Raw genomic sequence first — 12,893 nt, forward strand, 5'->3', positions numbered from 1 at the left:
TTGTTTTTGCCCTGTAGCGGCCACAAACCCACGGCCCACGCGGGCGCGCTGGGAAATTCCCCCTCATGTCAGTAGTGCCATTTCTATCGCTACCCTAGTTTAAGGCACGCTCGGTATCGGCAAATCCTCACCTCCGAAAAATAAGTATGTCCCCAAGGTCTTGCCTCTCATGGGCAGGGACGCTGCGTTTCTGCCGTCCGCCGTCTTGTCGCGCGGCATGGCGGGAAAATCCGCCTGAACCAAGCTGTCTCGCGATCAGCTCCGAACCGCGCGGGCCGCGCATTTCCGGTCCAAGCAAAATTTTGTGAAAAAAAACATTGAATTTTATCGGCCACGTCAAGTAAGTTTTACCCAAGCGGATAACGCCGGATAACGGGCGCATCGAGGACGGCATGGGGGCATGCCCGCCGCCGCGCCCGGACGGAATGTGCCGGACGCCGCCGATTTGGCGACTGTAGCGGCACGGTTGTGTCATGACGCACGTCCGCCGGGCGACGTAAAGCGCCGCTGACGGCCAACGCGGGATATGTACGGGAACAGACAAGGATTCCAAACCAACAGGAGGATCTCTGATGAAACGCATTATTGCGCTCTTTGTGGCATTCGGCCTCATCTGCGGCATGGCGCTGGGCATGGCGCCGTCGGCCGATGCCAAAACCGTGATCAAAATCGCTGGCATGAAGCCGGAAGGCGAGCCGGAAACCATCGGCATGCATCAGTTCGGCAAATATCTGGCGGAACTTTCCAACGGCAAATATGAAGTGCAGGTCTTCCCCAACAGCCAGCTCGGCAAGGAAGACGCCTACATCGCCGCCACCCGTAAGGGCATTATTCAGATGTGCGCCACCGGCACGCAGACCTCGGCGCTGCATCCGGCCATGGCCATGTTGGAAACTCCCATGCTCTACGACGATCTGGACCATGCCCGTCGCGCCATGGAAGGCAAAACCTTTGAGCTGATCAACCAGGGCTTCACCGAAAAGTCCGGCCTGCGTACCCTCAACGCCTTTCCCCTTGGTTTCCGCCACTTTTACACCAAAAAGCCGGTGAAAACCATCGCCGACCTCAAGGGCCTGCGCATGCGTGTGCCCAACATCCCCCTGTACACCAATTTCGCCAAGGAATGCGGCATCAGCGGCCAGCCCATGCCCTTCGCCGAAGTGCCCGGCGCGCTTGACCAGGGCGTCATCGACGGCGGCGACAGCCCGCTGGCCGACATCGTGAGCCTGAAGATGTACGAGATCACCCCTGAGATCACCCTCACCGGCCACATCCTGGTGATCCACTCCCTGTACATCAACGAAAAATTCTACAAGTCCCTGCCCGAACAGGACCGCAAATGGATTGACGAAGCCGCCAAGCGCTCCGCCGACGACATCTGGAAGATGGTGGCCGAGGGCGACGAAAAGGCCAAGCAGACCATCATCGCGGCCAACGGTCATATCACCACGCCCAGCAAGGAATTCCACGACTACATGGCGGAAGCCGGCAAGCGCAGCTGGAAGCTCTTTTACGACACGGTGCCCAATGCCCAGGAAATTCTGGACAGCGCCGCCAGCTATCGTCAGGCCAAGTAGCAAGTCGGCACGATGTAACGCGGGCCGGGGGCGTACGGCTTCCGGCCCGTCGCGCGACACGTTCGGCGGGAAGGCCCGCAGCACTGAATTTTTTCGTACAGGTCCATTTTCCGTCAGGGCATTGTTCCCGCAGAGGTCAGTATGCACGACGAGACACAGCAAAACCTTCCACCGGCGTCCGGGACGGACGCCGGCAAGCCGTGTGATCCGCATGCGGATCACGGCAAAGCGCAGTCCGAACCCCTCGGCCGCCTGCTTTTCGAGATTTTTTGCGCCGTCATCTTCCTCGGCATGATCGGTCTGGTCTTTTACAACGCTTTTCTGCGCTACGTCTTTTCCTCCAGCTATCCCCCCAGCGAGGAATGGGCGCGCTTTCTCTTCATCTACATCACGTTCTTCGGGGCCATTGAGGCTTTTTACCACAAAAAACACATTGCCGTGGACATGTTCGTGGACCTGCTGCACGGCGCAGCCCGCAAATACGTGGACATCGCCGCCACGCTCCTGGGCATGGTCGCCATGGGCCTTCTGCTCTACGGCGGCGTGATCAACGTGCTCCAGACCCTGGATACCTATTCCGTGGCCACCAATGTGAACATGGCCCTGATCAACGGCACACTGCCCATCATGGCCTTCGCGGCCCTGCTCATGCAGGTGCGCGACCTCGTGGCTCTCATCCGTCGTCCGGCATCCTCTTTCACCAAGGCATAGGGGGAGAACGTGGAACTTTTCATCTTTCTCGGCACCCTGTTCTTCTTCCTGGCCTTCGGCATTCCCATCTGCCTGGTGCTGGTGCTCTGTGCCATGGTGCTCATGTGGCACTCCGGCATGTGGGACGCCATGATCATTCCCGGCAGCATGCTGGACGGGGCCAACAACTACCCGCTGATGGCCATTCCCTTCTTTGTCTTTGCCGGTGAAATCATGGCCGCGGGCGGACTTTCCAAGCGCGTGGTGCAACTGGCCCAGCTGATGATCGGCCGGGTGCGCGGCGGCCTGGGCTATGCGGCCGTGGTGGCCAGCATCATTTTCGCGGGTCTCATGGGCAGTTCCGTGGGCGAGGCCGCCGCTCTGGGCGGTCTTTTGCTGCCCATGATGAAGGAAGTGGGCTACAAGCCGGGGCGCGCCGGGGCCGTCATTGCCTCCGGGGCCATTCTGGGCCCCATTATTCCCCCCAGCACCAACTTCATTCTGCTCGGCGCCACCATCAGCGGCCTTTCCATCACCAAACTGTTCATGATCGGCCTGGTCCCGGGCATTTTGATCGGCCTGGCGCTGATGGTGGTCTGGTTCTTTGTGGTGCGCAAGGACGGCTACAACGAGACCATCACCTTCACCCGTGAGGAAAAGTGGAAGATCCTGATCGACTCCACGCCCGCCTTCCTCATGCCCGTGCTCCTGCTGGGCGGCATCCGCTTCGGCGTTTTCACGCCCACCGAAGGCGGCGCCTTCGCGGCCATTTACGCCATTGTGGTCTGCGTGCTTTACTATCGCGAGCTTTCCTTCCGCGAATTGCTGCGCGTCAGCGCGCGGGCGGCCACAACCACTTCGGTGGTCATGCTCATCGTGGCCACGGCCACGGCCGTGGGCTGGTTCATCACCATCGCCCAGATTCCCAATCAGATGACGGCGCTCTTTTCGCCGCTCATCGACAGCCCCATTCTGCTGCTGTTGTGCATCAACGTCTTTCTTTTCCTCATCGGCATGGTCATGGACCTCACGCCCAACATCCTGATCTTCGCGCCGGTGTTCTATCCGCTCATCACCCAGGCCGGTATCGACCCCTACTATTTCGGCCTGCTTTTCATCCTGAACCTGGGCATCGGCGTGATCACACCGCCCGTGGGCACGGTGCTTTATGTGGTGTGCGGCATCGGCAACATCAAGATCACCCAGCTGATCCGCAATCTGGTCCCCTTCATTCTGGTGGAAGTGGTCATGCTCTTCCTGCTGCTCTTCTTCCCCAAACTCTCGCTTATTCCGCTCGACTGGCTCATGGGCGGAAAATAAGCCGCCGCGAGCCCGCACAGAAAAGCCGCCCCTGTGAAGGGGCGGCTTTCGATTTAAGGCTTTAGTCGGTCGAAGAAGCGAAGCGACTGAGACAGAGAACCGCCCACAAACGGATGGCCCTGATTTTTCAAGCGGCTTCCGAGCGGTGGACATTCAGCGCCAGTCCCGTTCGGCCTGCCCGAGATCCTCCAGCACCAGAGTGGGCTGGCGCTCCTCCTTTGCCAGGTCTTCGCGCGTGGCTTCGCCGCTGAGCACCAGAATAAAATCAATGCCCGCGTTTTCGGCCAGTTTCTTGTCCGTGCTCAGGCGATCGCCCACCATAACCATTTCCTCTTTGGCGTAACGCCGCAGCAGAGGGGCCAGCACGGTCGGGTCGGGTTTGCCGAAAATATGCTGCGGACGGCGGCCCGTGGCCGTGGCATAGAGTTCGATCATGCTGCCCACGTCAGGCAACGGCCCCTCCGGAGAGGGACAGACCATGTCCGGATGGGTAGCCAGAAACAGGGTTTCGGGTTTTTGCAACAACAAGGCTGAACGGGCCAGCTTGTGGTAGGTCAGCTCCGTGTCATAGGCCAGAATCACGGCCTGCGCGCCCTCCTCCACCTGTTGAAGTTCGGGCATGCGTTGACGCAGATCCTGTTGAAAATCGCTGTTGCCCACGGGATAAGCCCGGTTGATGCCTCGCGCCCGCAAAAAATCCACCAGGGGCGTCACGGGTGAGAGCAGCAATTCCCCGCGCGCCGGAATGCCCATGCCGTTGAGCTTGTCCTCATAGGTCTGCGGCGATTTGGAGGTATTGTTGCTCAAAAAGAAAAAGTCCAGATCTTGCCAGTGATTTTGGATAAAACCGACAGCGCCCTTGATGGGGATATGCCCGAGATAAACCGTGCCGTCCATGTCCAGGACGACACAGCGTTTCCGCGACCAGTCCATATGCTTCCTTTTTTTCCAAGGAGATAGCCGCGTTCGGCCGTCTTGGCAAGAATAGAGGGGTTCCCTTCGGCGGACGCTTTCTCCGCTGACTGTCCATTGGGGCAATGCCCGACCCTTGACGAACAGCGGCAAAAGAATGAAAATTTTTATTTGGATTTGTTTATGTTGTACTGAAGCCATTGCCGGGAAGACAACGCCCGTTACGGACGCGGCCACGGCGAAATGGAAATATCAGGAGGCCCCATGCTGGAAACCACGGTTGTCGTCATCGGCGGCGGCGCTACCGGCATGGGCACGCTGCGCGATCTGTGCATGCGCGGCGTGCCCGCCGTTCTGCTGGAACAGGGCGGCCTTGCCCACGGCACCAGCTCCCGTTTTCACGGCCTGCTCCACAGCGGGGGCCGTTATGCTGTCAATGACAACGAATCCGCGCGCGAGTGCATTGAAGAAAACATGATTGTGCGGCGTATCGGCAGACAGTGTGTGGAGGAAACCGAAGGCTTTTTCGCACTGACGCCCGGTGACGATCCGGCCTACGTGGCTCCCTGGGCCGAGGCCTGCCACAAGGCGGGCATCGACGCGCGGGAGCTGGACGTGGCAGAAGCCCTGCGTCTGGAACCCAATCTCGCGCCTGACATCCGGCGCGTCTTCCGTGTGCCGGATTCCTGTGTGGACGGCTTTCGCCTGGTACTGCACAACGCCATGTCCGCCAAGCGTTACGGCGGCCGGGTGCTGACCTATCACGAGGTCACGGCCATCCATCAGAGTAACGGCACAGTCTGCGGCGTAACGGCTCTTGACCGCATCAGCGGCGAAATGGTGGAAATTTCCTGTCAGAGCGTGGTCAACGCCGCCGGTTCCTGGTCGGGCCGCATTGCCGGGCTGGCCGGTCTGGATGTGGCTGTTTCCCCGGACCGGGGCACGCTCATTGTCTTCAATCACCGCTTTACCTCGCGCGTGGTCAACCGCCTGCATCCCGGCGCTGACGGCGATATTTTCGTGCCCCACGGCTCCATCACCATTCTCGGCACCACATCCACGCCCACGGACCGGCCCGACGACACCACGCCCACCTATGGAGAAGTGCTGCGCCTGCTGGATCTGGGCGAACCGCTTTTCCCGGCGGTACGCCAATACCGCATCCTGCGGGCCTTCGCGGGCACGCGGCCTCTGTACACCCCGGGAAATGCGGCGGGGCGCAAGGCCAGCCGCAATTTCCATGTGGTGGACCACGCGGAGCAGGGCCTGGAGGGCGTGGTGTCCATCTTCGGCGGCAAGCTGACCACCTACCGGCTCATGGCCGAACGCGTCAGCGACAACGTCTGCGCCAGACTCGGCGTGCATGTGCCCTGCCGCACGGCGGATGAAGCGCTGGTGCCCGATCCCGATAAAGCCGTGCTGCGCCGCGCGGCCCGTTATTTCCCCATGCGGGGGCTCACCCTCATGGCGGACCGGCTCGGCGACGATCTGCCTGCCGTGCTGCAACAGGCGGAACTGGCCGGACTGGCGGAAACGCAGGCCGAACAGGAACATGCCGGCGGGAGTGACGGCAACCCCCTGCTCTGCGAATGCGAAATGGTCAGCCTGGCTGAAATCGAATGTGTGGCGCGCGATCCCTCCACCCACTCCCTGTCCGACATCCGGCTGCGCACGCGCCTGGGCATGGGCACCTGCCAGGGCACTTTCTGTTCCCTGCGGACCATCGGCGCACTGGTGGAGCACGGCGTGCCTCTGGAGCTTTCACCCACGGACAATGTGCGGCGTTTTCTGCAGGAGCGCTGGCGGGGCCTGCGTCCAGCCCTCTGGGGCACGCAGGCGCGCGAAATGGAGCTGGGACGGGCCGTATACGCCGGAACCCTCAACTTGGACGGAGCCGCGGATGAGCAGGACAATTGACGTACTTGTGGCCGGTTCCGGCCTGGCCGGGCTTATGGCCGCGCTGACCGCCGCTCAGGACGGGCGCAGCGTGCGGCTGGTGACCGACGGCATGGGCTCGCTGGCTATCAGCGGCGGTTGCGTGGACCTGCTGGGCTACGCCGGAGGACGGCGGCTTGACGATCCCTGGAACGGCATGGACCTTCTGCCGCCGGAGCATCCCTACCGCCTGCTCGGTGCGGGCAATATCCGGACGGCCTTGGATATGCTGCGCCAATGCACGGTGGAACAGGGCTGGCCCCTGCATACGGCCGTATCGCCGCAGGGCGCTCCCTGCAACGCGCTGCTGCCCACCATCATGGGCACGCTCAAACCGAGTTATCTTTTGCCCGCCGGTCTGAACCCCGCGGCTCTGACCAGGGCCAGGCGCATTCTGGTGGCGGGCGTACGGGGCCTGCGCGACTGTCGCCCCGCGCTGATCGTCAGCCAGTTGCGCCGTTATAAGGACTGGGCGGACAAGGACTTTGTCCAGATCTTGCTGCCCTCGCCCTTGGGCGAAACCCATCGCGGCCTGAGCGCTCTGGACCTGGCGCGTCTGGTGGACAAGCCTCAGGGCCGGGACTGGTTGATCCGGGCCCTCCGGGAACAGGCCGGGCAGTGCGATGCCGTGTTGCTGCCGCCCGTCTGCGGCAGCAGGGCCGACGCCTCGGTCTGGCATGAACTCAGCCAGGCCGTGGGCTGCCCGCTGGTGGAAATGCTTTCCATCCCGCCGGGCGTGGGCGGCCTGCGTCTGCGGGACGCGTTGCTGGGCGAACTGCGCCGCCACGATTTTGAACTGGTGGAAAACGCCCGGCTGATCCGCGCCGAAACCAGCGGGAAGCAATGTACGGCGCTGGTGGCTCTGGCAGCCGGGCAGGAACGCCGCCACAGGGCCCGGGCCTTTGTGCTGGCCACGGGCGGCATCCTGGGCGGAGGCGTGGAACTCGCGCCGGGCAAGGTCCGCGAAAGCGTGTTCGGACTGGATATTCCCGTGCCGCCGGACGTCACAGAGTGGTCCGAACCGGAAATTTTCGGCAGCCATGTCTTTTCACGTCTGGGTGTCCGGGTGGACGGCGAAATGCGTCCCCTGGACGAGGCCGGGCAGTCCCGCTGGGAGAATGTCTTCTTTGCCGGGCGCAGCCTCGGCGGTTATGATTTCGCAACCGAAAAAAGCGGCCACGGCGTCGCCGTGGCCACCGGCTGGCAGGCGGGCCGCATGGCTGCCGCCGTTGCCGGAAAATCCGGCGGACCGGCGTCCGGAGAGCGCATATGAGCGTACGCATCAATCCCGACAAATGCATCGCCTGCACCACCTGCGTGGTGCACTGCCCGGTGGCCGAAGCCACGCCCAAGTTCCTGGGCCCGCGCATGATCGGCCCGGCCTATGAACGCTTCCGCCTGCTGGGCCTGGCGGAAGACCCCTCTCTGCACTATTGCGCCAACTGCAAGAACTGCGACATTTCCTGCCCGCACGACGTGCCCGTGTCCAGCATCAACATGCTGGCCCGCGCCGAGCAGTGCAAACAGCAGAGTCCCGGCCTGCGCGACTGGGTGCTGGCCCACGGCGAACTTCAGGCGCGCTGGCTGCGGCTGATCCCGGCCGGGCTCAAAAACTTCGGCATGCTCAACCCAGTGACCCGCGCGTTGCTGGATGCCCTGGGCATCGACAAGCGCGCTCCCCTGCCCCGCTTTGCCGCTCAGACTTTCCGGCAACAGATGCGCAATATCCGCCAGCCCGCCCAACCGCGCAAAGCGGTCTTTTTTCCGGGCTGCTACGTGGACGTGTATGATCCCCGTACCGGCCTGGATATGGTCTGGGCACTGAACAGGGCCGGGTACGAGGTCATTGTGCCGGACGATTTCGTCTGTTGCGGTCTGCCCATGATCGCCAACGGCTTCTGGCAGGACGCCCGCGTCAATGCGGACCGAAACCTTGCCGCGCTGGCCCGCTGGCGTGAACAGGGCATTCCGGTCATCACGGGCTGCCCCAGCTGCGCCCTGATGTTCCGGGCCGACCTGCCGGAATTTTTTCCGGATCTGGCTGAAAAGCACGGCGCTATCCCGCTGGAGGACGCCCAGGAATTTCTGCTGGACTGCGCGGAACGCGGTGAATTGCAACTGGACGCCGGAACGGACGGCGCCAGCCTGCCCGAACTGCGCGTCATCTACCATGCGCCCTGCCATTTGCGCGCCCAGGGCAATGGCCTGCCGGGCCTGGAACTGCTGCGCCGCCTGCCGGACGTCATGGTCCGGAATGCCGATGCCGGTTGCTGCGGCATCTCCGGCAGCTACGGCTTCAAAAAGGAAAAATACGACATCGGCCAGGAGATCGGCGCGGCTCTGTTCAAAGCCGTGCGCGGAAGCGGGGCCCATATCGCCGCTTCCGAATGCGGCACCTGCCGCGTGCAGATTCTGCACGGCAGCGGCCTGCCCTGCCTGCACCCCGTGAGCATCGTCCGTCAGCGCCTGGAGGCCCTGCGTCCCGCGTAACACGCTGTAAACAGCCATTCCAGAAATGTTCTGCCCGGCTCAAAAGACGGCCCGCACCCTCCCCAATTGAGGATGCGGGCCGTCAAACTTACAACCGTTCGGCGGCTGCATGTGTGGTCGCTTATCTTGCCGAAACCACAGACAAAACGAAAAGAGTCCGGATTATTATATCCGGACTCTCGAACATTTTATGGTGCGCCCGAAGAGATTCGAACTCCTGACCTACAGGTTCGTAGCCGCTTTGGTGGTTGCTGTTTACAGTTGAGCAGGGTATATAACAATTATTACACATGGAAATCGTTAGAAAAAATGTTTCGAGTGTTTGCGCATGATACGCGACAACAGACACCAAACGGTCACCTGAAACCCCGCATGGGCACCAAACGGTCACCACATGGCAGAGCGCGCGAAGACAAAATATCAGGGTGTGTACACCTCTGAAAGCCGCACACGAAGGCACAACGGCAAGTCGGACATCGGTTACGTCATAGACTATTATGACGCCCAAGGCAAAAGACAGCGCAAGACCGTAGGCTGGGCCAGCGGCGGCATGACCGCGGCTCTCGCCAATCAGATCCGCATGCGCACCATCAACGCGGCCCGCTCTGAGCATGCGGTGCCCGCTGAAGCGGCGGACCTTGCTCCCAAAGAAGACATTCCGACGCTCACGTTCGGCCAGGCCTGGGAACGCTACAAGCGGGACTGGATGGAGGCGCAGGGAAAACCCACGCATAACGAGGAATCTCTGATAGGGGGTCATTTGCGGGACTTCTGCCATCTCTCTTTGCAGGAATTGACGCCGTACCGCATTGACTGCCTGATGAGCGGCATGCGCGCCAAGGGGCTTTCCGCGCAATACATCCGGCTTGCCGCCGGTCTTGTGCGCCGCGTCATGCGCCGTATGCGGATGTGGGGCCTGTATGACGGACCGGACCCGTTTCAGACCGTGCGCATGCCGCTGCCGAACAACGCCCGGCAACGCTACCTCACGCCGGATGAAGCCCGCCTGCTGCTGGAAGAGCTGCGCAGGCGCAGCCGCCAGACCTGGCTGATGGCCCTGATAAGCCTGCACTGCGGCCTGCGCTTCGGCGAAGTGGCGGCCCTGGCGTATGGCGACATCAACTTTGACGACGGCACGCTGTATGTCCGGGAATCCAAAAGCGGCCGCGCGCGCCACGCCGTCATGACGCCGGATGTGATGGCCGCGCTGCGGGATCTGCCGGGAGGCTACCATTCCGACCTGCTCTTCGCAGGCCGCTCCGGTGAAGCCATGTCGGCCAAGTCCAGCACGTTTCAGCGCGCGGTGGATGCCGTGGGCCTCAACAATACCGGGCGCATGATACGCATGCCCGACGGAAAAACGGTTCCGGAAAGGATCACCGACGCGCGGCAAAAGGTCGTATTCCACACCCTGCGCCATACATACGCGTCGTGGCTGGCCATGGCGGGCGAGCGGGAGCTTTCCCTCGCCGATCTGCTGGGCCATACCAGCACGGCCATGACCAAGCGGTACACGCATCTGATGGAAAACGCCCGGCGCGGCACGGCGGATAAAATCAGTTCTGTTTTTCATGGCAAACCTGCAGCGTCGTGATGCTGCTCATGGTGTGCTTGCGGTTACGCGCAAGATAGTCGTCCAGATCCTTTCTGCGATACCAGATATTTTTGCCGTCTTTGGAGAACTGCGGCCCCACTCCCCTGCACCGCCAGACCCGCAGGCTTCCCTTGGTTTTTTGCAGGTATTCCGCCGCCTCGGCCTCGGTCATGGGGCGATTGTCGTTGCCCATTTCGGCCAGAGCCAGGCGCACGCCCTCGCGCACGCCCTGGGCGACAATGCTGCGAAGGCTTTCGGGAGAGGCCACAATGACGCCGGTTTCCGGTAAAGCGCTCTGCATAATCACGGGCGCACCTCCTTTTCATATTCACGGGCCATCCGGCCCAGGCGCTTCCATTGCCGGGCCTGCTCGTACAGGCCCAGAGCCAGCCAAAGTAAAAAGATGCTCAACTTCATCATGGCCGTGCCTCCGGAGCTGCGGTGCGTTGGGGCCACAGCATGGGCAGCAGTTCTAAAATCGCCCTGTGCGTGGCCCGGACGCGCATACGGACCGCCCCGAGTTTCAGGATGTAGCACACGTTCTTGACAGGCCGGGCCGGAGTGAAATAGTGTTCGGGCATACGAATGCTCCTTTTGGAGTTTGCCCCCGGCGCTGGTAACGACAGTTCCGGGGGCGTTTTTGTTGTGTCCCTTCCATTCCCTGCTCTCTCCACATGGCACAAATGTTTTCCGGTTCATCGCCCTGCCCCGCTATGCCGTGGCGGCGTCGCGCCGTTCATCCCGGCCGGCCGTCAGGCCGGGGAAACGGGCCACGGGTTTTTCCGGCGGCAGGACGTCTTCGGGAAAGCCCAGATCCAGCAGCCGGTCACGGAAGGTCTTTTCCATGTAGGCATTGCGGCAGAGCATGCCGTGGACGCGCTGGAGACTGAGCGGCTTGCCCTCAATGGGTTTCAGTTGCTCGGCGATGTCGGGATAGCGGATGTCGTGATCCTTGAGGAAGGCGCGCAGCCGGGCCATGCGGTCACGGTCGCGCCCGGAGGCGGCGGTTAGCCTGGGTGGCGGCAAGATTGCGTTCATGGCTGGCCTCTGCTATTGGCTGTTTATGAGGTGTTGATAGGTTTTCAAGTATGTGTTGAATAGATGTTTCAATAAATTGATCTTAAAATCAAGAAAAAAATTTGAAATGGAAAGAAATTTTACAAAACTATTTAATATTATTTACGATAAATTTATCGTAAACTTTTCTACAAATGATAGTGGCCGAGCTCTGATGAGCTTTGCCCGCTTCCTTGGTCATGGACATGACGGAAAAGTTAGAGCTTGGAAAAAAGGACAGTGGCCATCCGCTGAAGATTGCTGGCTTATTTCTGAAAAAATGGGCTTCTCCCTTCGTTGGCTTGTGACCGGCGAAGGCGACCCCTACGGCCAGGAAGGAGGCACACCCGCAGCCAGCGCGGATGACAGCGATGAGGGCGTGCAGGCATTGCAGGCGCGCATGCAGGAAATGGAGCGGGAACTGGCGGAAGAACGGCGTTTGAACCGGCAACTGACGGCCCGCCTGCTGGTAGACGGAGTCGGGGACAAAGGCGTTGCGAGCAGTACCGGCAAAGCCGGGGAAGGGCGCGGGTGATAACGTTTAATGCGAATATAAAATAGAAGTTACTGGTGAACCATTGTGATGGAAGAAACAAAATTTCACCTGACTATGGCAAATTTTTTGTCCGTCACGTTGCTGCTCTATTATTTGGGCGGGTTCTGTATTTTTACGCTTATGAACAGCTATAGCCGATCTATAAATATGATGACTGACTCCCATCTTGATTTTTCCTTCTTGGATACAGTGAGCGAATCGTCTAAACAAGATTGCATCAGAATCAACAAGAGATATGGAATGAGCTTTGACTGTGAGACAACGCCATGGAGCCAGCTCCGTGTCCCCTATGACAAACTGTATTTTGTTGAAAAGATGGATGTAACCCTGAATAATTTTTTTAAAAGCGCAGCCAGCTTGGTGGGGAGAAATTTCAGCACCATTGACGGGATATCCGTGCTCTTGATGTTCCTGTTGTTCGCTCCTCTGGCGGCGCTGGGCGGGCTGCGCCTGCTGTGGCGGCTGCTGCGCCGCATGGCGCGGGGCGTCAGGAGCGAGGCCCCGGCAAAGCCGTATTACAAGACCGTGCTGGGGGTGTTTGCGCTGGTCATGCTGCTGCTTTGCGCCGGAGTGGTGATCAGCGCGCTTCTGAACAGGCCCGGCGCCGTTCGGGAGGCTGTGCCGGACGCGCAGGTGGATGTTTATGGCGACACGGTGCGCGGGCTGCTGAATTGAATTTGCCATGGGCAGGTCTATGAGCGTTGAGCGGGTGCGCCGCGCTGCGGACGTGGATATGACCGGGGCGTTACGGAATGAGCATGTC

General features: G+C 60.9%; 12 protein-coding genes. 9 read left to right on the forward strand and 3 right to left on the reverse strand.

What is annotated here, in order from left to right; all coding sequences use genetic code 11:
- Window positions 1–572 precede the first annotated feature (572 nt).
- From KH208_RS13445 to KH208_RS13455, 3 genes are all read left to right on the forward strand, one after another.
- The gene (locus KH208_RS13445; protein WP_291437135.1) at window positions 573–1,577 is read left to right on the forward strand and encodes a TRAP transporter substrate-binding protein; all 1,005 of its coding nucleotides are present in this window, start codon (window positions 573–575) and stop codon (window positions 1,575–1,577) included.
- Between the two features lie 141 nt (window positions 1,578–1,718).
- Window positions 1,719–2,288, forward strand: coding sequence for a TRAP transporter small permease (locus KH208_RS13450; RefSeq protein ID WP_291437136.1), 570 nt, complete (start codon window positions 1,719–1,721; stop codon window positions 2,286–2,288).
- A gap of 9 nt (window positions 2,289–2,297) precedes the next feature.
- The gene (locus tag KH208_RS13455) at window positions 2,298–3,587 is read left to right on the forward strand and encodes a TRAP transporter large permease (RefSeq protein WP_291437137.1); all 1,290 of its coding nucleotides are present in this window, start codon (window positions 2,298–2,300) and stop codon (window positions 3,585–3,587) included.
- Between the two features lie 153 nt (window positions 3,588–3,740).
- On the opposite strand, the gene KH208_RS13460 is transcribed toward KH208_RS13455, so the two are convergent.
- Window positions 3,741–4,520, reverse strand: coding sequence for an HAD-IIA family hydrolase (locus tag KH208_RS13460; RefSeq protein ID WP_291437138.1), 780 nt, complete (start codon window positions 4,518–4,520; stop codon window positions 3,741–3,743).
- 243 nt (window positions 4,521–4,763) lie between these two features.
- On the opposite strand from KH208_RS13460, the gene glpA reads away from it, so the two are divergent.
- From glpA to KH208_RS13480, 4 genes are all read left to right on the forward strand, one after another.
- Window positions 4,764–6,416 carry an anaerobic glycerol-3-phosphate dehydrogenase subunit GlpA gene (gene glpA, locus KH208_RS13465; protein WP_291437140.1) on the forward strand — a complete coding sequence of 551 codons (1,653 nt, stop codon included), beginning with the start codon at window positions 4,764–4,766 and terminating at the stop codon, window positions 6,414–6,416.
- Window positions 6,400–7,707, forward strand: a complete 1,308-nt coding sequence (gene glpB, locus KH208_RS13470) for an anaerobic glycerol-3-phosphate dehydrogenase subunit GlpB (protein ID WP_291437142.1) — start codon at window positions 6,400–6,402, stop codon at window positions 7,705–7,707. Before glpA ends, glpB begins: the two co-directional genes overlap by 17 nt.
- On the forward strand, window positions 7,704–8,924 hold the full coding sequence (locus tag KH208_RS13475) for an anaerobic glycerol-3-phosphate dehydrogenase subunit C (protein WP_291437144.1): 1,221 nt from the start codon (window positions 7,704–7,706) through the stop codon (window positions 8,922–8,924). The genes glpB and KH208_RS13475 overlap by 4 nt, the downstream gene beginning before the upstream one ends.
- A gap of 394 nt (window positions 8,925–9,318) precedes the next feature.
- Complete coding sequence (locus tag KH208_RS13480; protein WP_291437146.1) at window positions 9,319–10,518, forward strand: site-specific integrase; 1,200 nt, start codon at window positions 9,319–9,321, stop codon at window positions 10,516–10,518.
- Here the strand turns inward: KH208_RS13480 and KH208_RS13485 are convergent.
- Together KH208_RS13485 and KH208_RS13490 are read right to left on the reverse strand one after the other, a co-directional pair.
- Window positions 10,481–10,819 (reverse strand): helix-turn-helix domain-containing protein, encoded by a 339-nt coding sequence (locus tag KH208_RS13485; RefSeq protein WP_291437154.1) that lies wholly within the window; start codon window positions 10,817–10,819, stop codon window positions 10,481–10,483. The two genes, KH208_RS13480 and KH208_RS13485, sit on opposite strands and share 38 nt — an antisense overlap.
- Window positions 10,820–11,229: 410 nt before the next feature.
- The gene (locus tag KH208_RS13490; RefSeq protein WP_291437148.1) at window positions 11,230–11,556 is read right to left on the reverse strand and encodes a hypothetical protein; all 327 of its coding nucleotides are present in this window, start codon (window positions 11,554–11,556) and stop codon (window positions 11,230–11,232) included.
- Between the two features lie 52 nt (window positions 11,557–11,608).
- On the opposite strand from KH208_RS13490, the gene KH208_RS13495 reads away from it, so the two are divergent.
- Both KH208_RS13495 and KH208_RS13500 read left to right on the forward strand, forming a co-directional pair.
- Window positions 11,609–12,109: a hypothetical protein gene (locus tag KH208_RS13495; RefSeq protein ID WP_291437149.1), complete on the forward strand. Its 501-nt coding sequence runs from the start codon at window positions 11,609–11,611 to the stop codon at window positions 12,107–12,109.
- A 45-nt stretch (window positions 12,110–12,154) separates the two neighbouring features.
- On the forward strand, window positions 12,155–12,805 hold the full coding sequence (locus tag KH208_RS13500) for a hypothetical protein (protein ID WP_291437152.1): 651 nt from the start codon (window positions 12,155–12,157) through the stop codon (window positions 12,803–12,805).
- Window positions 12,806–12,893 lie beyond the last annotated feature (88 nt).

The organism is Desulfovibrio sp. (assembly GCF_018379785.1).
In the GTDB taxonomy this organism is placed as follows: Bacteria; Desulfobacterota; Desulfovibrionia; order Desulfovibrionales; family Desulfovibrionaceae; genus Desulfovibrio.

Coding starts and splice junctions, on each gene's coding strand:
- KH208_RS13450 (WP_291437136.1), top strand. CDS start 1,719: ATGCACGACGAGACACAGCAAAACCTTCCACCGGCGTCCGGGACGGAC.
- KH208_RS13475 (WP_291437144.1), top strand. CDS start 7,704: ATGAGCGTACGCATCAATCCCGACAAATGCATCGCCTGCACCACCTGC.
- glpA (WP_291437140.1), top strand. CDS start 4,764: ATGCTGGAAACCACGGTTGTCGTCATCGGCGGCGGCGCTACCGGCATG.
- KH208_RS13445 (WP_291437135.1), top strand. CDS start 573: ATGAAACGCATTATTGCGCTCTTTGTGGCATTCGGCCTCATCTGCGGC.
- glpB (WP_291437142.1), top strand. CDS start 6,400: ATGAGCAGGACAATTGACGTACTTGTGGCCGGTTCCGGCCTGGCCGGG.
- KH208_RS13460 (WP_291437138.1), bottom strand. CDS start 4,520: ATGGACTGGTCGCGGAAACGCTGTGTCGTCCTGGACATGGACGGCACG.
- KH208_RS13490 (WP_291437148.1), bottom strand. CDS start 11,556: ATGAACGCAATCTTGCCGCCACCCAGGCTAACCGCCGCCTCCGGGCGC.
- KH208_RS13480 (WP_291437146.1), top strand. CDS start 9,319: ATGGCAGAGCGCGCGAAGACAAAATATCAGGGTGTGTACACCTCTGAA.
- KH208_RS13485 (WP_291437154.1), bottom strand. CDS start 10,819: ATGCAGAGCGCTTTACCGGAAACCGGCGTCATTGTGGCCTCTCCCGAA.